The sequence below is a fragment of the Hydrogenophaga sp. GW456-12-10-14-TSB4 genome, assembly GCF_059424305.1.
Genome location: NZ_JBWKZH010000063.1, coordinates 1 through 19,464, shown reverse-complemented (window position 1 = coordinate 19,464; position 19,464 = coordinate 1). Strand labels below are relative to the sequence as shown.

Genomic DNA, 19,464 nt, shown 5'->3' with positions numbered 1-19,464 from the left:
TCAGGCGAAATGGTCGAAGCCGTGTGCGCCGAATGGCCGCGCCTGGCCCGCCGCGTCGAGCAGGCGCAGGCCCGCATCGGCCGTGATGCGCCCGATGCGCGTGACCGGCGTGCCACTTTCGCGCGATGCCAAGGCGATCGCCTCGCGCGCCTCGGGCGTGGCGGTGAACAGCAGCTCATAGTCGTCACCGCCCGCCAGCAGGCACTCGATCCGCTGCGCGTCGGGCAAGCCTTGCAACACAGGGGCCACGGGCAGGGCGGGCAAATGAATGTCGGCGCCCACGCCGCTGGCCTGCAGGATGTGGCCGAGATCGCCGGCCAGACCGTCGCTCAGGTCGATCGCCGCGTGCACGCCCGCCACGGCGGCCAGGGCCGTGCCCAGGGCGTTGCGCGGCGTGGGCCGCTCCAGCCGGGCGCGGGCTTCGGCGTCCACGGCCGCGCCGGCCCAGCCGGTGCCGCGCAACTGTTCCAGCGCCAGCCGGGCTTCGCCGGTGCGCCCGCTCACATACAGGTCGTCGCCCGCGCGCGCGGCGTCGCGCCGCAGCGCCTGACCCGGCCTCACCTCGCCGAAGACGGTGATGCACAGGTTGAGCGGGCCGCGCGTCGTGTCGCCGCCCACCAGCGGGCAGGCGTGTGCGTCGGCCAGCGCGAACAGGCCTCGGGCCAGGCACGCGAGCCAGTCGCTGTCGGCGTGGGGCAGGGCGAGCGCGAGCGTGAAGCCCAGCGGGCGCGCGCCCATGGCGGCGAGGTCGCTCAGGTTCACGGCGAGGGCCTTGTGGCCGAGCGCTTCGGGGTCCACGTCGGCAAAGAAATGCCGGCCCTCGACCAGCATGTCGCTGGAGATCGCGAGCTGGTGGCCGGGGCTGGGTTGCAGCAGGGCGCAGTCGTCGCCGATGCCCAGCACCACCGCGGTGTCCCCGGCGGGGGCCGGTGCGCGCTGGAAATGGCGGCGGATCAGCTCGAACTCACCCATTCGCGTGAGGCGGGCCCGCCATGGGCGCCGGGGCGGGCGGTTCGTCGTCTTCGCCGTGGCGCGCGTTGCGCGGCGGAATCAGGAAGCTCAGCGGGGCCGCACGGATGCGGCGCTTGATCGCGGCGCGGATCAGCTGGCGGTTGACCTCGCTGATGTTCTGCGCCTGCAGGGCCAGTCGGAACGCGAGGTAGAAGCTCACGCCCAGGTTGATGGGGCCGATGGCGAGCACGCCGGCCACCGCCCACCAGAACCCCGACTCCTTGAACACGCTCCAGCCCAGCGCCATGGCCGCGGCGGCGACCTGGCCGGCGGACAGGGTGACGTGGCGCACGTCCAGCCCGATGCCGAAGAAGGTCATGAAGGCGGGCACCAGGCCGAGCATGAAGCCCAGCGAGATGTTGGCCGCCAGGCCCGAGATGTTGCGGCGCATGAAGTCGGCCCAGCGCGCGGCGCGCGCGCGCCCGAGCACGGCGGTGAAGCGCGGGTTGTGCTGCATGGCCGAGTCCAGGTTGTGGAACACGTACCAGTTCTCGACCCAGCCGGCGATGATGCTGGAGGCGAACAGCAGCACGCCGGTGAAGGCCGCGAACAGCACCAGGGGCCCGAGCAGGCTGATGTCCTTGAGCACCTGGTGGGCCTTGTGCTCGTCGAGCATGGCCCCGCCGGTGGTCAGCTGCATGACCAGGCTGAACAGCACCACCACCGGGATCACCAGCCCGATGTTGCCCACGATGGACGCGATCTGCGAGCGGAACAGGTTGGCGACCTCGTCGACGAAGCGGCGCACGGCACCGGGCGCCTTGATGTCGCGCAGCTTGGCGACCATGGCAGGGGCGGTCACGGCGGGCTGCTTGGTGGCCAGCGTGAGGTGCAGCAGCATGATGACCACGAACGAGGTCGCGTAGTTCACCCCGTTGGCAAAGCCGCCCCAGAACGCGGTGAGGCCCAGGCCGACCATCAGGAACTTGACCCAGACCGTGACGCCGACGATGGCGCCGCCGCCGGCCGCCTTGCGCAGCATCTCGCGGTACTCGGCCGCGTTGCGGGTGATGTAGTGCTCGCCGCTCTCGGCGCTGCGTTCGGCGACCTTGGCGGCGGTGAGCTGCGAGCTGCTGGCGATGAGCGAGCGCACGCTGCGGTTGTCCAGGCCGACCTGGGCCAGATCGGCCAGCAGCGCGGCGGTGGCGCGCTCGGGCTGTTCGGACTGCAGGCAGTCCAGCAGCTCCTTGACGCGCACGATGCGCTCGCGCAGCTGGCGCAGGCGGAACACGATGCCGACCGACACGCCGTGCTCTTCCAGGTGCGAGTACACGGTGTAGGCGGCGTGGCGGCAGGCATCGAGCTGTTGGCGCAGCACTTCGGCCGCGGCCATGGCCTCGGGGCTGCGCGCGCCGTGTTCGTTCACCGCGCGCCGCAGCGCCTCGAAATCGGCCGGCAGCTCGTGGAAGGGGCGCTGGGCCTGCGCCTCGGGCGACATGCGGATGCGGATCTCCGAGGCGAAGCCGGTGGCGCTGATCTGGCTCACGCAGTAGATCAGCGCGTCCATCAGCGCGCTCTGCCAGAAGCCGGCGGTGGTCTCGTCCACCGGGGCATCGGGCGGTGCGATCAGCAGCGCGCGCAGGCGCTTGAGGGTGTCGCTGTCGAGCGCCTTGAGCCAGCGCACGTCAAAACGCGCGGACAGCAGCAGGTCGAACAGCTCGGCCATGTCGGTGGTTTCGGGCGTGCCGGGCAGCACCTTCTTGCGCAGGCGGTTGCCGAATTCGCTGAGAAAGGCGGTGCGGGGCGCGAAGCCGTGATCGGCCAGCAGCGGCGTGAGGTCCACGGTGGTGATGAACCGGTTCCACCAGCGGCGCCAGCGCGCCTGCAGGGCCGGGTCGGCCTGCACGGTGTCCAGGAACAGTCGCACGCGGCTGACGCTGGCCTGCACATCGGCTTCTTCGCCGCGCACCCAGCGCAGCGCATCGATCAGCCACAGGTGGCGCAAGGCCAGCGAGGCGTCCGGGTCCAGGGTGTCGAGCGGGGTGGAAGTGGGCATGCGGTCTTGGGGGTGTGGGCCGCGTGTCGGGGCGCGGGGCTTCAGTGCAGCACCCGGGCCGGCGCATCGCCCGAACCCGGGGCATGCAGCGCGAACTCGGTGACCTCGGCCTCGAAGCGCTCGCCGTCTTCGGCCACGCAGAAGAAACTGCCGCGCATGGCGCCCGTGGGGGTGGCCAGGCGCGTGCCGCTGGTGTATTGGAAGGATTCGCCGGGCCGCAGCAGGGGCTGGTGGCCGACCACGCCCAGGCCCTTGACCTGTTCGGTGCGGCCGTTGGCGTCGTCGATGATCCAGTGGCGCGCAATCAGCTGCGCCGTGACCTCGCCGGCGTTGGTGATGGTGATGGTGTACGCGAAGGCGTACACGTCTTCGTCGGGCGAGGACTGCTCGCTCAGAAACTGGGGTTCGACCTCGCAGGTGAAGAGGTATTTCGGCATGGGCGGCATGTTACCGCGCGCCTGCGCCAAAGCGTCGGCCCTGCGAGAATGGGGTCTTTCGCCCCACCGCCCATCCCCACTGTCATGTCCCAAGTCCAGCACCGCATCGCCCCCTCCATCCTGTCCGCCGATTTCGCCCGCCTGGGCGACGAGGTGAAGAACGTCATCGCCGCCGGCGCCGACTGGATCCACTTCGACGTGATGGACAACCACTACGTGCCCAACCTGACCTTCGGGCCGATGATCTGCCAGGCGCTCAAGCCGCACGCGAAGAAGCCCGACGGCACGCCGGTGCCGATCGACGTGCACCTGATGATCCAGCCGGTGGACGCGCTGGCCGGCGCCTTCATCGACGCCGGTGCCGACCTGGTGAGCTTCCACCCCGATGCGAGCGCCCACGTGCACCGCAGCGTGCAGGCCATCAAGGCCAAGGGCGCCAAGGCCGGCCTGACCTTCAACCCCGGCGCGCCGCTGGACGTGCTGGACTGGCTGATCGACGACATCGACCTGATCCTGATCATGAGCGTGAACCCGGGCTTCGGCGGCCAGAGCTTCATCGACTCCGCGCTGCGCAAGATCGAGGACGCGCGCCGGCGCATCGAGGCCAGCGGCAAGGACATCCGCCTGGAGGTGGACGGCGGCATCAAGGCCGACAACATCCGCCGCGTGGCGGACGCGGGGGCCGACACCTTCGTGGCCGGCAGCGCGATCTTCGGCAAGCCGGACTACAAGGCGGTGATCGACCAGATGCGCGCGGCGCTGGCGTGACGCTGGCGGGGTGGCCGCCGCGTCAGCGCGACGGAAACCCCCGGGCCCGAAGCGCTTCGGCGAGCCGCTCGCGGCCCCGCATCGCCTCCGGGCCGCGCACCCGGTGCAGCGAATGCTCGGCCCAGTTGCCGTGGGTCTTCATCTGCTGCTCCCGGTAGAACGCGCTTGCGGTCTGCAGGTACGCATCGACCGGGGCAATGTGGGTCTCGGTGTCGTAGCGCTCGTGGTGCAGCACCGCGGCGCCCGGCAGGCGCGGCTTGATGGTGGTGGGGCGCTGCGGGTCGGGGTGCCCCACGCACATGCCGAAGACCGCCGCGGTGCGCGGCGGCAGCCCCAGTTCGGCGGCGACCTCTTCGGGCCGGTCGCGCATGCCACCGATGTAGACGATGCCCAGGCCCTGGGCTTCGGCCGCCACCGCCGCGTTCTGCGCCGCCAGCGCGGCGTCGATCACGCCGATCATCAGCATTTCCATGTAGTCCAGCCCGTCGCGGCGCAACTGGAACCGTTCGCCGGTGGTGTCCAGGCGCGCCAGGTCGGCCAGCCAGACCAGGAACAGCGGGCACTCGCGGATGTGGCGCTGGTCGCCTGCCAGTGCGGCGAGGCGCTGTTTGCGCTCGGGCTCGCGCACGGCCACCACGCTCCAGCACTGCAGGTTGGACGAGGTGGACGCCGATTGCGCCGCGGCCAGCATCAGGCTGAGGGCATCGTCCGACACGGCCGCCGGGGTGTAGCTGCGGACCGAGCGGTGTTGCAGCAGGGTGCCGATGACCGGGTTTTCGGCGGCCCGCGGCGTCGGCGCGGCCGCGCCGTAGCGCGCCTTCAGCAGGGCCTGGAGGTCGGTGGAACCGTTCACGTTCAGCGCGCCGCCACGCCGGAGGGTTTGATCAGCCGTTTCCATCGCACCACTTCGTCGCGGATGAGTTTCTCGAATTCCTGCGGGGTGGAGACGCGGACATCGCCATCGATGATGGCCATGCGCTTCTCCACCTCGGGGTCGGCCAGGCTCACCTTGAGGGCCTGGTTGATCTTGTCGACCACGTCCTTGGGCGTGCCTGCCGGGGCCAGCATGCCCCACCAGACCACCGCATTGAAGCCGGGCACGCCCTGTTCGGCAATGGTCTTCACCTCGGGGGCGGACTTCATGCGGTTCAGGCCGGAGGTGGCGAGGATCTTGACCTTCTTGCTGTCCGCGAAGGGCTTGACCTGCGACATGCCGGTGAAGGTCATGTCGACGTGGCCGGCGGCCACATCGGTCATGGCGGGGCCGGCGCCCCGGTACGGGATGGTCATCAGGTCGATGCCCGCCGCTTCCTTCAGCAGCGCGGTCGCGAGGTGGGCGCCAGAGCCGTCGCCCGAGGTCGAGGCCGTGAGGGCGCCCGGGTTCTTTTTCGCGAAGGCGATCAGCTCCGGGATGTTGTTGACCTCCAGGTTGCTGCGGGCGGCCAGCACGAACGGGTAGGAGATGACCTGGCCGACCGGCGCGAAATCCTCTGGGGTGCGGTAGCTCAGGTTCGGCACGAGCGAGGGGTTGGTCGAGAGCGCGGTGCTGGTGAACAGCAGCGTGTAGCCGTCCGGTGCCGAGCGCGCGACGTACTCGGTGCCCGTGACCGTGTTGCCACCGCCCCGGTTCTCGACCACCACCGACTGCTTGATCGCGGCGGCGAAGCGGTCCGAGATGGTGCGCACGATGAAGTCGCCGCTGCCGCCGGCCGCAAACGGCACCACGATGCGGATGGGCTTGCTGGGGTAGGGGTCGGCGGCGGAAGCGGACAGCGAGGCCAGTCCCAGGACGGTCAGCAGCAGGGGGCGGATCAGGGGTTTCATGGTGTGTCTCCTAAATATAGGTATGGGTATGGGTCAGCCCGTCAGGGGGCGGTGCGGAAATGCGCGGTGGCCATGTCTTCCACCAGGGTCTTCATCTCGCGCGCCAGCGGGTTGCGCAGCTCTTCAAGGACGTGGGCCACCAGGCCGATGGCGCGCGCCATCACGCCGATGCCGCGCACGATCTCCCATGGCAGCCGCAGCTCGCTGGCGATGGCGGCGATCGCGCCGGTCGCGTTGACCGGCAGGTTCTTGCCCAGCCGGCGGCCGGCCTCCGTGGCGACCGCGTTCATCAGCTCGACATAGGGGCCCGCGAAGCCGTTCTCGCGCGCGATCGCGAACAAGGCCGGGGCCCGGGGATCGACGGGCTTGTGGATGTGGTGGCCGATGCCGGGGATGCTGCGGCCCGCGGCCAGCTCGCGGTCGACCAGCGCGGCGGCCAGGGCGGCGATGTCGGCCGCGGGGTCCGGCTGCGGCATGGCCCGCTGCAGCAGGCGGGCCGCGTCTTCCATGCTGCCCACGAACACGCTGCCCAGGCCGCACAGGCCGGCGCCGACGGCGGCCTGCATGGCCTCGGGCGCGCCGGCGATGGTGAGGCGGGTGGCCAGGGCGCTGGGCGTCAGGCCGTGCTCGACCAGGCAGACGGCGATGGCGTTGAACACCACCGACTCGCGCGGTGTCGGCAGCCGGTCGGTCATTTCCAGGAAGGCCATGTCGCCCAGCGACACCTTGCCCAGGATGTCCTTGCAGACGTCGAGCCCCTTGACGGTGATGGAATCGGTGGTGCTCCACGCGATGTCGGTGCGCATCGGTTTGCGTTGGGCCATGGGGGTTCTCGGTGTGGGGGTGAACAAAAGGCGCGGCTCAGCGGCCTGCGGCCAGGTCGACGGCACCGGCCAGCAGGGCGGGGTCCTGCCGCATCCGGGCCTTGGCGACCTTGTGGGTGGGGGTGTGCGGCAGGGTCTCGACGAAGGCCACGTAGCGCGGCACCTTGTGCGGCGCGAGGCGCTCGCGGCACCAGTCGGCGATCGATGCGGCGTCCAGCCGTTCGCCGGGCTTGAGCACCACGGCCGCCAGGATCTCGTCTTCGCCCAGCGCCGACGGGACGGCGATGGCGGCGGTCTCGTAGACGGCCGGGTGCCCGCCGATGACCATGTCCAGTTCGGCACCGGCGATGTTCTCGCCGCGGCGGCGGATGATGTCCTTCTTGCGCGACGCGTAGAAGAACCAGCCATCCGCATCGCGCCGCACCATGTCGCCCGTCTTGAGCCAGCCGTCCTGGAACGCCGCGGCGGTGTGCTCGGGGTCGCGGAAGTAGCCCAGCATGGCCACCGGCGTGCGCACCCACAGTTCGCCGACCTGATCGGGTCCCAGGTCGCGGCCCTCGTCGTCGACGATGCGGCACTCGGCCCAGGGTTGCTGCGGGTCGGGATGCTGGGCCAGCACGCCCATGCTGCCGGGCTTGGCCGGTTCGCCGTAGGGGTTGCAGGTCACACCGGGAATCTCGGTCATGCCGAAGCCGGTGAGCAGGTGCGGCACGCCGAAATCCTCCCGGAACGCGGCCTGGGCGTTCTGCCGCACGCCGTACACCACGCGCAGCCGGTGGTCCGGCCGGTACTCGGCGCGGTCGCGGGATTTGAGGATGGTCCCCATGGCCTCGATGATGTTGACGGCCGTGGTGCCGGTCTCCACCACCGTCTGCCAGAAGCGCGAGGCCGAGAACTTCTCGACCAGCACCAGCGTGCAACCGCTGGCCAGCATGCCGCCCAGCGAATAGAAGAGGGCGTTGACGTGGAAGAAGGGCAGCACCACGAGCAGCCGGTCGTCCGGCTGCAGGCGCATGCGACCCAGGTTGGCTTCGCCCACCAGCAGCAGGTTGCGCTGGCTGTGCATCACGCCCTTGGGAAAGCCGGTGGTGCCCGAGGTGAAGATCATGACGCAGGGCAGGTCCGGCGTGGGCGGCGGAGGCAATGGGGCGCCGGCCGCACCGGCCGCCATCGAGGCCAGATCGGGCAGGTCGTGGCCGGGCGCCGCATGCACCAGGGCCAGCCATGGCTCCCGGGCGCCGGGTTCCAGCGCCTGTCGCAGCGTGTCCAGCAGCGCTGCATCGGTCAGCACGGCGGCCACGTCTGCGTGGGTGAGGGCGTAGCGCAGTTCGCGCACGCCGATCTCGGGATTGAGCGGCACCAGCACCGCACCGAGCCGGGCCAGCGCGAACAGCAGCAGCACATGGCCGCTGCCGTTGCGCGCGGCGATGGCCACCCGGTCGCCAGTGCCGATGCCGCGCCCGTGCAGCGCCGCGGCGAGGGCGTCGGCCCGCGCGGCGAAGGCGTTCCAGCTCAGGGGCTGCCCGCCCTCCATCAGCATGGGCAGGCTCCCGCGCACCGCGCAGCGGCTGCGCAGCGCGCCGTCGAGGGTGTGGTCGTGCGCGGGATAGCTGCGCAGCACCTCGAGCGGCGTGAACGCTTCTTGGACGGCGGCACTCATGGATCTGTTTGGTTCTTCTGAATTGAGTTCTGCACTTTACGGGCGGATCAGGCGCAATGGATTTCAAATGGCTGAATGAGATATAAGATTCTCTGAATCATGAGAAACATCGACACCGACCTTCTGCGGACCTTTGTCGCGGTCGTGGAGCACCATTCCATGCTGGCGGCGGCCGCCGAAGTCCGCCGCAGCCAGGCCGCGGTGACGCAGCAGATGCAGCGCCTGGCCGAGCAACTGGGCCGACCCCTGTTCGAGCGCGCGGGGCGGGGCGTGCAACCCACGCCCGACGGCCAGAAGCTGCTGGTCTATGCGCGCCGGATGCTCACGCTGCATGACGAGATGCTGTCCGCGCTGTCGGGCCTGAGCCCGGCCGGGCAAATTCGCCTGGGTGCGCCGCACGACGTGACCGAGTCGATCCTGCCCGACCTGCTGACCCAGCTGGCGCAGCGCTATCCCAACCTGCAGATCGCGATCCAGACCGGGCGCAGCCCCGACCTGCTGAAAGACCTGCGCAAGGGGGAGCTCGATCTCGCGATCGCCATCGCCCTGGACGAGCCGGATCTGCGGTCGATCGTGCTGCGCACCTCGCCGATCGTCTGGCTGGCCGCGTCGACCTTCCGGCACGAGCCGCGGGCGCCGCTGCCGCTGATCGTCGCCGAGGACTGGACGTACTTCCGGCGGGTGGCGATCCAGGCGCTGGACCGGGCCGAGATCCCCTGGCGCATCCACTATTCGGCGCCCAACGTGGTGGGCATCCGCGCGGCGGTGCGGGCGGGGTTGGGTGTCATGGCCCGTTCCATCGAAATGCTCGGGCCGGATCTGCGGGTGCTGGGCAACGCCGAAAAGCTGCCGCAGCTGCCTGACGTCAGCTTCCGGCTTTACCTCGGGCCACGCAACGTCAACCCCCTGGCGCGGCAGATCTTCGATTCGATCGAACAACGGGGGAACTGATCCATGCCGCTAAGATGCCCTGGCCGGATTTGGCGCATCTCAAAGTCCATTCTGTGAACCTCACCCCTTCCTCTCCGCAGGGCATTCGCGCTGCCATCGTCGACCTCGACGGCACCATGGTCGACACGCTGGGCGACTTTGATGTCGCCCTCAACGCCGCGCTGAAGGATGTGCACCGTCCCACGGTGGCGCGCGCCGACATCGAGCACATGGTGGGCAAGGGCTCGGCGCACCTGATCCGTTCGGCGCTGCTGCACGGCGGCCTCGGCGCCGACGACGCCGCCCGCGTGCAGCCCGAGGTCTGGACGCGTTACCAGTCGCACTACCTGGCCATCAACGGCCAGCACAGCACGGTCTATCCCGGTGTCGTCGAAGGCCTTACCGCGCTGCGGGCGCAGGGGTGGTCATTGGCCTGCCTGACCAACAAGCCGCTGAACTTCGCGCGCCCGCTGCTGCAGGCCAAGGGCCTGGCGGACTTCTTTGCGCACGTTTTCGGCGGCGACAGCTTCGAGCGCACCAAGCCCGACCCGCTGCCGCTCCTGAAGACCTGCGAGGCCCTGGGCACGGCGCCGGCGCAGACGCTGATGGTGGGTGATTCGCAGAACGACGCACTGGCCGCGCGCGCGGCCGGTTGTCCGGTGGTGCTGGTGACCTACGGCTACAACCACGGCGAGCCGGTGCGCGGGGTCGACGCGGACGCTTTCGTGGACCGCCTCGACCACCTGCCCGGGCTGCGGCAGGCCGGGGCCTGACCGGGGTTCAGTACAGCAGCTTGCCGTCGCCGGACACCACGCCGATGTCCACCCAGTTGCTGCCCAGGTTGGTCTTGGCGAAATTGACGCGGAAGCCGCCCAGGTCGATTTCACCCATGGCGCGCAGGGCCTGAGCGAGGCCCGTGGGGTTGAGGCTGCGGCTGCGCTTGGCGGCTTCGGCGAACACCCGGGCGGTGATGTAGCCCTCCATGTGGAAGGTGGTGTAGTCCGTCAGCGCGGGGTGGGTCTTGCGCATCGCGGCGCGGAAGTCGCGTTGCAGCGGGAGCGTGGCGCCCATGGGGTTGGGGAAGGTCTGGGACAGGCCCACGCCGCGCGCGCCGTTGCCGGCGAACTTCATCAGCGCCGGCGCCGGCAGGTAGGACAGGCTGAAGATCTGCTGCGAGATGCCCGCCGCCCGCAGCGCGGCAATGCCCTCACCGACGAACTTGGGCGCCCCGACCACCAGGGCCGATTGCGGATTGGCCGCCGCCAGGGCCTTGGCCGCCTGGGCGAGCGCGGGGGCGTCCGTGGCGGACTGCGCCTCCACGATCTCGATGCCGCCCAGCTCGGTCGCCGCGCTGCGCGCCGAGGCCAGGCCGGAGGAGCCGATCGGGATGTTCTGGTGGAGCACGCCCATGGAGCGGATGCCCAGCGTGCGCGCGTGCGTCACGATCTTGTGGATCTGCTGTTCGTCGCCGGCCCGGATGTGGAACAGCTTGGGGTGCCCCGGCGAGCGCAGCACGCTGGCGCCCGGCACGGCGTTGAGGATCACGATGTCGGTGCTGTCGAGCAGTTTGCTGTCGAGCAGGCCCTTGAGCGTGGCGGACCCCAGCGGCGTCAGCAGCGCCACGGGCTTCTGCGCCATGGCCGTGGTGAGCTGCTGCTTGAACCCGTCGAAGGTGTAGGTGTCGTCCAGCTTGACGAGCGACACCCGGCGGCCCTGGATGCCGCCGCGGCCGTTGATCTCGTCCAGCGCGGCGCTGATGCCCTCGTTGAGTTCCTTGGGGTCCGGTGCCGGGAGCACGGTGAAGGGACCGATCTGCGCCACCACGATGTCGCCCGACGCAGGGGCGTCCTGGGGCAGGCCGGTGACGGGCAGGAGGGCGGCAGCCAGGGCGGCCATCAGGTTGCGACGGATCATGGCGAATGGGGGCGGTTGAAGGGAAGACCTGCATTCTGGCTGCCCAAGTTGCCCGTTCGGCGGCGCTTTGGGGCCGCGTGTCGCGCAGGCCCGGTCAGCGTGACTTGCCCAGCAGGGCGTCCTTGAGCAGGTGGTCGGCCGGCTTGGGGCCGAGCCAGATGCGCAGCAAGGCGTCGTAGAACTCGGGTTCCTTGAACGGCTCGCCCTCCACCTTGCCCTTGATGGTGAGCACGGTGCCGGTGCCGGGCACCCAGTCGACCAGGAAGTTGTCGCCGGCCTGGAGCTTCTTGTGATCGCTGAACACCTGGCTCATGCGCAGCACGCCGGGGATGAGCTTGGAGAAGGCGCTGCGGTCCATGTTGTCTTCCATGCCGCGCGAGAACAGCTTGCCCAGCTCGGCGGAGTCGATCTCGCGCAGCATGGTGATGCTGATGCGCTTGGGGCCCTTGGCCGCGAGCACGGCCTCGGGCGTGGCCGCCTTTTCACCGAGATAGAGGCCGGCGGTGTAGACCTTGAACACCGCTTTGTAGCGGATGCCGGCGCCGTTGAGCAGCAACGGGCTGCCGGCCACGGTGGCGCGGTCTTCGAGCTTCACGCCGGCCAGGTCGACGGTGGCGGCCTGCGCCGCGCCGGGGCCGAGCAGGGCGAAGACCAGGGCGAGGAGGGGCATCAACGGTGTTTTCATGGGGCTTGTCCGGAGGGGCGGAGGCGATGGAACACAAAAAAACGAACACCCGTTCGTTTCGCCAGGATTGTCCTTGCGCAGCAAGCGCCGGACATCAGGGTTTGGCCGTAGAACCGGGGTCTGGGCGCGTGATTTGGGACACGGTCATGGCGCTTTGCTACACTGCGCCTTCCATGTTCAACCCACGCACATCCTTTTCAGGTGGTCTGCCGAGCCGCAATGGCCGGGGAGCCTGGCCCTGGCGCAAGCCAGCGTAAACGTGCACCTTCCCCCGGGGTTTGCACAGTCCGCGCGCGTTCCTCGCCGCCACTGTCACCCCACCCCGAACCCGGCGTTCCGCGCCGGATCGCATGGACCCCCGCCCCACCCGACGCGTCGATGACCCGGTGTGCGGCCGATGGAAAGAACGAACATGATCACGGAACTCGAATTCAAGAGCCTGGCCCAGCAAGGCTACAACCGCATCCCGCTGATGGTCGAGGCCTTTGCGGACCTGGAAACCCCGCTCTCGCTCTACCTCAAGCTCGCGCACGGGCGCGGTGACGGCAAGCACAGCTTCCTGCTCGAATCGGTGGTGGGCGGCGAGCGCTTCGGGCGCTACAGCTTCATCGGCCTGCCGGCGCGCACGTTCCTGCGCGCCACCGGCTTCGGGGCGGACGCGAAGACCGAGGTGGTGCGCGACGGCGCCGTCATCGAGACCGCGCATGGCAACCCGCTGGACTTCATCGCGGCCTACCAGCAGCGCTTCAAGGTGGCGCTGCGCCCGGGCCTGCCGCGCTTCTGCGGCGGCCTGGCCGGCTACTTCGGTTACGACGCGGTGCGCCACATCGAGAAAAAGCTGGAGCACAGCTGCCCGCCCGACACCCTGGGCTGTCCCGACATCCTGCTGCTGCAGTGCGAAGAACTGGCGGTGATCGACAACCTCTCGGGCAAGCTCTACCTGATCGTCTACGCCGATCCGGCCCAGCCCGAGGCCTATGCCAACGCCAAGAAGCGGCTGCGCGAACTGCGCGAGGCGCTGAAGTACTCGGTGAGCGCGCCGGTCGTCAAGCCCAGCCAGGGCTACCCGGCCGAACGCGATTTCGCCAAGGCCGACTACCTCGCGGCGGTCGACCGCGCCAAGGAGCTGATCGCCGCCGGTGATTTCATGCAGGTGCAGGTCGGCCAGCGCATCAAGAAGCGTTACACCGAGTCGCCGCTGAGCCTGTACCGTGCGCTGCGCTCGCTCAACCCCTCGCCCTACATGTACTACTACCACTTCGGGGATTTCCACGTGGTGGGGGCTTCGCCGGAAATCCTGGTGCGGCAGGAGCACACGCCCGAGGGCCAGAAAATCACCATCCGCCCGCTGGCCGGCACGCGCCCGCGCGGTGCCACGCCCGAGCTGGACAAGGCCACCGAAACCGAGCTGGTCAACGACCCCAAGGAACGCGCCGAGCACGTGATGCTGATCGACCTGGCGCGCAACGACATCGGCCGCATTGCCAAGACCGGCACCGTGAAGGTGACCGAGGCCTTCGCGGTGGAGCGCTACAGCCACGTGATGCACATCGTGAGCAACGTCGAAGGCGTGCTCAATGACGGCATGACCAGCATGGACGTGCTCAAGGCCACCTTCCCCGCCGGCACGCTGACCGGCGCGCCCAAGGTGCATGCCATGGAGCTGATCGACCAACTCGAGCCGACCAAGCGCGGCATCTACGGCGGCGCCTGCGGCTACCTGAGCTACGCCGGCGACATGGACGTGGCGATCGCCATCCGAACCGGCATCATCAAGGACCAGACGCTCTACGTGCAGGCCGCGGCCGGCGTGGTGGCCGACTCGGTGCCCGAGATGGAATGGAGGGAAACCGAACACAAGGCGCGCGCGCTGCTGCGCGCCGCCGAACTGGTCGAGGAGGGCCTGGAATGAAACCGATTCGCCTGCTGATGGTCGACAACTACGACTCGTTCACCTTCAACATCGTGCAGTACTTCGGTGAGCTGGGCGCCGAGGTCAGCGTGTTCCGCAACGACGAGATCACGCTGGAGGCCATCGAGGCCCGCCTGCAAGCCGGGCAGCTCGACCGGCTGGTGATCTCGCCCGGGCCGTGCTCGCCCGCGGAGGCCGGCATCTCGGTCGCGGCGATCCAGCACTTCGCGGGCAAGCTGCCCATCCTCGGGGTCTGCCTGGGGCACCAGAGCATCGGCGCGGCCTTCGGCGGCAAGATCGTCCGCGCGCAGGAATTGATGCACGGCAAGACCTCGCAGATCACCACCACCCGCCAGGGCGTGTTCGCCAACCTGCCCGAGCAGTTCACCGTGAACCGCTACCACTCGCTGGCGATCGAGCGCGCGAGCTGCCCCGATTGCTTCGACGTCACGGCCTGGACGCCGGACGGCGAGATCATGGGCGTGAAGCACAAGACGCTGGCCATCGAAGGCGTGCAGTTCCACCCCGAGAGCATCCTCACCGAGCACGGCCACGCCATGCTCAGGAATTTTCTGGAACAAGCATGAAAACCGTTGACCTGAGAAGCGACACCGTCACGCAACCGACGGCCGCGATGCGCGAAGCCATGATGGCCGCGCCCTTGGGCGACGATGTGTTCGGTGACGACCCCTCGGTGCAGGCGCTGCAAGCGCGCGTGGCCGCCATCATGGGCAAGGAAGCCGCGCTGTTCATGCCCAGTGGCACGCAGAGCAACCTGTGTGCGATGTTGGCGCACTGCGAGCGCGGCGACGAGTACCTCGTGGGCCAGAACGCCCACACCTACCGCTACGAGGGTGGCGGTGCGGCGGTGCTGGGCAGCATCCAGCCGCAACCGCTGGCGCAGGACGCCACCGGGCAGATGCGGCTGGCCGACATCGCCGCCGCCATCAAGCCCGACGACCCGCATTTCGCCCGCACGCGCCTGCTGTGCCTGGAGAACACCTGGAACGGCCACCCGATGCCGGCCGACTACCTGGACGGCGCCACGGCGCTGGCGCGCGAGCACGGGCTGGCGGTGCACCTGGATGGCGCGCGCGTGTTCAACGCGGCCGTGGCGGCCGGTGGCGACCCCTACCAGGCGGTGCGCGGCATCGTCGACCGTTTCGACAGCGTGTCGGTGTGCTTCAGCAAGGGCCTGGGCGCGCCCGTGGGGTCGGCGCTCTGCGGCTCGGAGGCCCTGATCCGCCGCGCGCTGCGCTGGCGCAAGATGCTCGGCGGCGGCTTGCGCCAGTCGGGCCTGCTCGCGGCCGCCGCGCACCATGCGCTGGACCACCATGTGCGCCGCCTGGCCGACGACCACGCGCTCGCACAGCGCCTGGCGCAGGGCCTGGCGGGCATCGAGGGCTTGAACGTGCGCTCCGCGCAGACCAACATCGTGTTTGTCGATGTGGCCGACGGGCGCGGCCCCGACCTGCTGGCCCATCTGGCCCAGGACGGCGTGCTCGCCACCGGCCTGATCGGCCTGCGCTTCGTGACGCACCTCGACGTGGACGCGGCGGGCATCGACCGCGCCATCGCCAGCACCCGCGCCTTCTTCGCGCAGGGTGGCACGGTCCCTGCCGCGCGGGCCGCCGGCACCGCCGTCTACTGAGCCGGAGATCCCATGCCCGATTGGCCGCAACTCCTGCTTTTCATCGCGGCCGGCTGGCTGCTCAACCTCACGCCCGGTCCGGACGTGCTCTACATCGTGAGCAACTCGCTGCGCGGTGGCGCGCGCGCCGGCATGGTGGCCGCGCTCGGCATCTTCGCCGGCTGCTTCGTGCATGTGGCGATCGCCACCGTCGGCCTGGGCGCCCTGCTGGCCGCCTCGGCCATGGCGTTCACCGTCGTCAAGTTCATCGGTGCGGCCTACCTGCTGTGGATGGGCGTGCGCCTGCTGCGAGCGACCGCGCCGGGCTGGACACCCGAGGCCGCGCCCGCCGAACCGGACCTGCGCCGGGTGTTCCGGCGGGGCTTCCTCACCAACGTGCTCAACCCCAAGGTGGCCCTGTTCTTCCTGGCGTTCCTGCCGCAGTTCATCGCCCCCGATGCCAGCCACAAGACCCTGGCGTTCCTGGCGCTGGGGGTGCTGTTCAGCGTCAACGCGCTCCCCGTGACCCTGGGCTATGCCTGGCTGGCGGCCTGGGCCGCCGACCGCGTGAGCCTGGTGCGCCGCGCCATGCACTGGCTCGACCGTGCCGCCGGTGTGCTTTTCATCGGCTTCGGCCTGAAACTGGCCTTGACCGACCATCCCGCCCCGTAAAGAGACCCTTCGGAGACCCTCATGTCACCCACCTCTGCGCACAAGATCACCCCTCAGGAAGCCCTGCAGCGCACCATCGAGCACCGCGAGATCTTTCATGACGAGATGCTGCACCTCATGCGCCTGATCATGAGCGGCGAGATGTCGCCCGTCATGATGGCCGCGCTCATCACCGGCCTGCGCGTGAAGAAGGAAACCATCGGCGAGATCACCGCCGCCGCCCAGGTGATGCGCGAGTTCTCCACCAAGGTGCACGTGGCCGACAAGACCCACCTGGTCGACATCGTGGGCACGGGCGGCGACGGTTCGCACACCTTCAACATCTCCACCTGCGCCATGTTCGTGGCCGCCGCCGCGGGTGCGCGCGTGAGCAAGCACGGCGGGCGCAGCGTCTCGAGCAAGAGCGGCAGCGCCGACGTGCTGGAGAGCCTGGGCGTCAACATCAACCTGGCCCCCGAGGCCATCGCGCGCTGCATCGAACAGGTCGGCGTGGGCTTCATGTTCGCGCCCAACCACCACCCGGCCATGAAGAACGTGGCACCGGTGCGGCGCGAGCTCGGCATCAAGACCATCTTCAACATCCTGGGGCCGCTGACCAACCCGGCCTCCGCGCCCAACATCCTCATGGGCGTCTTCCACCCCGACCTGGTGGGCATCCAGGTGCGAGCCTTGCAGCGCCTGGGTGCCGAACACGCCGTGGTGGTGTACGGGCGCGACGGCATGGACGAGGTCTCGCTCGGCGCCGCCACGCTGGTGGGCGAACTCAGGAACGGCGAGATCACCGAGTACGAGATCCACCCCGAGGACTTCGGCATGACCATGGCCAGCAGCCGCGCGCTGCGGGTGGAGACGCCCGAGGCCTCGCGCCAGATGCTGCTGGGCGTGCTCGAAAGCCGGGACGATCCGTCCTTCAAGGCCGCCAGCGAAATCGTGGCGCTCAACGCCGGTGTGGCGCTCTACGCCGCCAACGTGGCGGCCGACATGGGCGCCGGCATCGCGCTGGCGCGGCGCACGCTCGCCTCCGGCGCGGCGCTGGCCAAACTCGAACAACTCAAGGCCTTCGTGGCCTGACCTGGAACAACGTCATGAGCGACATCCTGCAGAAGATCGTGGCCGTCAAGCACGAAGAAATCGCCGCCGCCCAGCGCAAGAAGCCGCTCGACGCGGTGCGTTTCGACGCCGAGAGCCGCGTGCTCACGCGCGATTTCGAGGGCGCGCTGCGCGCCAAGATTGCCGCCGGCCAGGCGGCCGTGATCGCCGAGGTCAAGAAGGCCAGCCCGAGCAAGGGCGTGCTGCGCGAAGACTTCATCCCGGCCGACATTGCACAGAGTTACGCCGAGGGCGACGGCCAGGTGAGCGCGGCCTGCCTGTCGGTGCTGACCGACCGCCAGTTCTTCCAGGGCAGCCCCGACTTCCTCAAGCAGGCCCGCGCCAGCTGTGACCTGCCGGTGCTGCGCAAGGACTTCATGGTCGATCCCTACCAGGTGTACGAAGCCCGTGCCATGGGCGCCGACGCCATCCTGCTGATCGCCGCCTGCCTGGACGACGCCCGCATGGCCGAGCTCGAGGCCGTGGCCCAGGGTCTGAACATGGCCGTGCTGGTCGAAGTGCACGACCGCGCCGAACTGGAGCGAGCGCTTCGGCTCAAGACCCGCCTGGTCGGCATCAACAACCGCAACCTGCGCACCTTCGAGGTGACGCTGCAGACCACGCTGGGCATGCTGCCGGATGTGCCGGCCGACCGCCTGTTGATCACCGAATCGGGCATCCTGGGCCGCGACGACGTGCAGACCATGCGCGCCGCGGGCGTCAACGCCTTCCTGGTCGGCGAGGCCTTCATGCGCGCACCCGAGCCGGGGCTGGCGCTGGCCGAGCTGTTTGCCTGAGGTGGCGATGCAAGCCGGTTTCGACTGGGATGGGCCTGCGCAGGCGCCTCATCTGCTGTCCGCCCAGCCCGCCGACTGGCCGGTGCAACCCGGTTGGGCCGACCTGGTGGCGCATTTCTGGGCCTCGCCCGAGGGGCGGGGCTTGCAGGACTTCCTGGCCGGTCGGCTGGCGCAGGGCGCGGTGGTCTACCCGCCCCGGCCCTTGCGGGCCCTTGAGCTCGCGGCTCCCGAGGCGGTCCGCGTGGTCATCCTGGGCCAGGACCCCTACCACGGCCCCGGGCAGGCCGAGGGGCTGGCTTTTTCCGTGGCGCCCGGCGTCAAGGTGCCGCCCAGCCTGCGCAACATGTTTCAGGAGCTGCAGCGCGACCTGGGCATCCCGGTGCCTGCCGATGGCTCGCTGGTGCGCTGGGCCCGGCAGGGCGTGCTGCTGCTCAACACCGGCCTGACGGTGGAAGACGGCCAGCCCGCCAGCCACGCCGGCCAGGGCTGGGAAGCGCTGACGGATGCCGTCATCCGGCATTGCGGCACCACGGGCGACCCGAAGGTGTTTCTGCTGTGGGGCGCCCACGCCCAGAAGAAGGCGCCCTTGATCGACGCCCGGCGGCACCTCGTGCTCATTGCCAACCACCCGTCGCCGCTGTCGGCCCGGCGTGGCCCTGTGCCGTTCATCGGCTGCGGCCATTTCGGGCAGGCCAATGCCTGGCTGGCCGGGCAGGCGGGGCCCCCGATCGCCTGGTGAGCGGCGGAAGTGCCGGGTCTGGTGTTCCGTGACACAAATCCATGGCATAATCGCTGGCTGCGCTATGGAGGGGTGGCCGAGTGGTTAAAGGCAGCAGACTGTAAATCTGCCCGCTTACGCGTACGCTGGTTCGAATCCAGCCTCCTCCACCAGCGACCGATGTGACGTGTTAGTGAATGGGAAGTGAAGCCCAATGGGCTGGTGCCGTGTGGCATCGGTTTGATCGGGCGGGAGTAGTTCAATGGTAGAACCCCAGCCTTCCAAGCTGATGACGCGGGTTCGATTCCCGTCTCCCGCTCCATGTCCTGTCGGTGGTTGGATGTATGTTGTGACAGGCGTTTGAGTTTTCAGAGGTGTCCGGTTCGCCGGGTGCCTTTGCCCATGTGGCTCAGTGGTAGAGCACTCCCTTGGTAAGGGAGAGGTCGCGGGTCCGATTCCCGCCATGGGCACCAGTGATTCCTGCATTGTTCTGGTGTTTCGGCAATTTTGATTTTGGAGCTGAAAAATGGCAAAAGAGAAATTTGAGCGGACCAAGCCGCACGTGAACGTGGGCACGATTGGTCACGTGGACCATGG

At 69.3% G+C, this 19,464-nt stretch carries 19 protein-coding genes, 3 tRNA genes and 1 pseudogene; 14 read left to right on the top strand and 9 right to left on the bottom strand.

The genetic code is table 11. The annotated features are described in order from the left end of the window. From thiL to apaG, 3 genes are read right to left on the bottom strand one after another with little or no spacing between them, the layout of a single operon-like run. Positions 1-972, bottom strand: coding sequence for a thiamine-phosphate kinase (gene thiL / locus AC07ZS_RS23850; RefSeq protein WP_494801012.1), 972 nt, complete (start codon positions 970-972; stop codon positions 1-3). Continuing rightward, on the bottom strand, positions 965-3,007 hold the full coding sequence (gene tlpB, locus AC07ZS_RS23845; protein ID WP_494801011.1) for a transporter-like protein TlpB: 2,043 nt from the start codon (positions 3,005-3,007) through the stop codon (positions 965-967). Before tlpB ends, thiL begins: the two co-directional genes overlap by 8 nt. A gap of 41 nt (positions 3,008-3,048) precedes the next feature. Beyond that, the gene (gene apaG / locus AC07ZS_RS23840; protein WP_494801010.1) at positions 3,049-3,444 is read right to left on the bottom strand and encodes a Co2+/Mg2+ efflux facilitator ApaG/CorD; all 396 of its coding nucleotides are present in this window, start codon (positions 3,442-3,444) and stop codon (positions 3,049-3,051) included. An 84-nt stretch (positions 3,445-3,528) separates the two neighbouring features. Here apaG and rpe point away from each other — a divergent pair, with 84 nt between their 5' ends. Beyond that, on the top strand, positions 3,529-4,212 hold the full coding sequence (rpe, locus tag AC07ZS_RS23835; RefSeq protein WP_494801009.1) for a ribulose-phosphate 3-epimerase: 684 nt from the start codon (positions 3,529-3,531) through the stop codon (positions 4,210-4,212). Positions 4,213-4,234: 22 nt separating this feature from the next. Here the strand turns inward: rpe and AC07ZS_RS23830 are convergent, their stop codons facing one another. From AC07ZS_RS23830 to AC07ZS_RS23815, 4 genes are read right to left on the bottom strand one after another with little or no spacing between them, the layout of a single operon-like run. Continuing rightward, a complete protein-coding gene (locus tag AC07ZS_RS23830; RefSeq protein ID WP_494801008.1) occupies positions 4,235-5,065 on the bottom strand; it encodes a nitroreductase family protein in 831 nt (276 codons plus the stop codon). Between the two features lie 2 nt (positions 5,066-5,067). Then, a complete protein-coding gene (locus AC07ZS_RS23825; RefSeq protein ID WP_494801007.1) occupies positions 5,068-6,036 on the bottom strand; it encodes a Bug family tripartite tricarboxylate transporter substrate binding protein in 969 nt (322 codons plus the stop codon). A gap of 41 nt (positions 6,037-6,077) precedes the next feature. After that, the gene (locus AC07ZS_RS23820) at positions 6,078-6,860 is read right to left on the bottom strand and encodes a citryl-CoA lyase (protein WP_494801006.1); all 783 of its coding nucleotides are present in this window, start codon (positions 6,858-6,860) and stop codon (positions 6,078-6,080) included. Between the two features lie 37 nt (positions 6,861-6,897). Further along, on the bottom strand, positions 6,898-8,520 hold the full coding sequence (locus AC07ZS_RS23815) for an AMP-binding protein (RefSeq protein WP_494801005.1): 1,623 nt from the start codon (positions 8,518-8,520) through the stop codon (positions 6,898-6,900). Between the two features lie 99 nt (positions 8,521-8,619). Between AC07ZS_RS23815 and AC07ZS_RS23810 the strand changes: the two genes are divergently transcribed. Next, positions 8,620-9,471, top strand: coding sequence for a LysR substrate-binding domain-containing protein (locus AC07ZS_RS23810; RefSeq protein WP_494801004.1), 852 nt, complete (start codon positions 8,620-8,622; stop codon positions 9,469-9,471). A 14-nt stretch (positions 9,472-9,485) separates the two neighbouring features. Beyond that, positions 9,486-10,223 (top strand): phosphoglycolate phosphatase, encoded by a 738-nt coding sequence (locus AC07ZS_RS23805; protein ID WP_494801003.1) that lies wholly within the window; start codon positions 9,486-9,488, stop codon positions 10,221-10,223. 7 nt (positions 10,224-10,230) lie between these two features. Here the strand turns inward: AC07ZS_RS23805 and AC07ZS_RS23800 are convergent, their stop codons facing one another. Both AC07ZS_RS23800 and AC07ZS_RS23795 read right to left on the bottom strand, forming a co-directional pair. Next, a complete protein-coding gene (locus AC07ZS_RS23800; protein ID WP_494801002.1) occupies positions 10,231-11,364 on the bottom strand; it encodes an ABC transporter substrate-binding protein in 1,134 nt (377 codons plus the stop codon). A gap of 94 nt (positions 11,365-11,458) precedes the next feature. Further along, positions 11,459-12,034 carry a chalcone isomerase family protein gene (locus AC07ZS_RS23795; RefSeq protein WP_494801001.1) on the bottom strand — a complete coding sequence of 192 codons (576 nt, stop codon included), beginning with the start codon at positions 12,032-12,034 and terminating at the stop codon, positions 11,459-11,461. A 427-nt stretch (positions 12,035-12,461) separates the two neighbouring features. Here AC07ZS_RS23795 and trpE point away from each other — a divergent pair, with 427 nt between their 5' ends. The 11 genes and pseudogenes from trpE to AC07ZS_RS23740 all read left to right on the top strand — a co-directional run. Further along, complete coding sequence (gene trpE, locus AC07ZS_RS23790) at positions 12,462-13,961, top strand: anthranilate synthase component I (protein ID WP_494801000.1); 1,500 nt, start codon at positions 12,462-12,464, stop codon at positions 13,959-13,961. Then, positions 13,958-14,548: an aminodeoxychorismate/anthranilate synthase component II gene (locus AC07ZS_RS23785; protein ID WP_494800999.1), complete on the top strand. Its 591-nt coding sequence runs from the start codon at positions 13,958-13,960 to the stop codon at positions 14,546-14,548. Before trpE ends, AC07ZS_RS23785 begins: the two co-directional genes overlap by 4 nt. Then, positions 14,545-15,612, top strand: a complete 1,068-nt coding sequence (gene ltaE / locus AC07ZS_RS23780) for a low-specificity L-threonine aldolase (protein ID WP_494800998.1) — start codon at positions 14,545-14,547, stop codon at positions 15,610-15,612. The genes AC07ZS_RS23785 and ltaE overlap by 4 nt, the downstream gene beginning before the upstream one ends. A gap of 12 nt (positions 15,613-15,624) precedes the next feature. Continuing rightward, positions 15,625-16,263 (top strand): LysE family translocator, encoded by a 639-nt coding sequence (locus tag AC07ZS_RS23775; protein ID WP_494800997.1) that lies wholly within the window; start codon positions 15,625-15,627, stop codon positions 16,261-16,263. 21 nt (positions 16,264-16,284) lie between these two features. Next, positions 16,285-17,334 (top strand): anthranilate phosphoribosyltransferase, encoded by a 1,050-nt coding sequence (trpD, locus tag AC07ZS_RS23770; RefSeq protein ID WP_494800996.1) that lies wholly within the window; start codon positions 16,285-16,287, stop codon positions 17,332-17,334. Between the two features lie 14 nt (positions 17,335-17,348). After that, positions 17,349-18,149 carry an indole-3-glycerol phosphate synthase TrpC gene (gene trpC, locus AC07ZS_RS23765; protein WP_494800995.1) on the top strand — a complete coding sequence of 267 codons (801 nt, stop codon included), beginning with the start codon at positions 17,349-17,351 and terminating at the stop codon, positions 18,147-18,149. A gap of 7 nt (positions 18,150-18,156) precedes the next feature. Continuing rightward, the gene (locus AC07ZS_RS23760; RefSeq protein WP_494800994.1) at positions 18,157-18,888 is read left to right on the top strand and encodes a uracil-DNA glycosylase; all 732 of its coding nucleotides are present in this window, start codon (positions 18,157-18,159) and stop codon (positions 18,886-18,888) included. A gap of 66 nt (positions 18,889-18,954) precedes the next feature. Continuing rightward, a tRNA-Tyr gene (locus AC07ZS_RS23755) sits at positions 18,955-19,040 on the top strand. Between the two features lie 75 nt (positions 19,041-19,115). Then, a tRNA-Gly gene (locus AC07ZS_RS23750) sits at positions 19,116-19,189 on the top strand. A gap of 76 nt (positions 19,190-19,265) precedes the next feature. Next, a tRNA-Thr gene (locus AC07ZS_RS23745) sits at positions 19,266-19,340 on the top strand. A gap of 53 nt (positions 19,341-19,393) precedes the next feature. Further along, positions 19,394-19,464, top strand: a pseudogene (locus tag AC07ZS_RS23740) (GTP-binding protein); the annotation flags it as partial.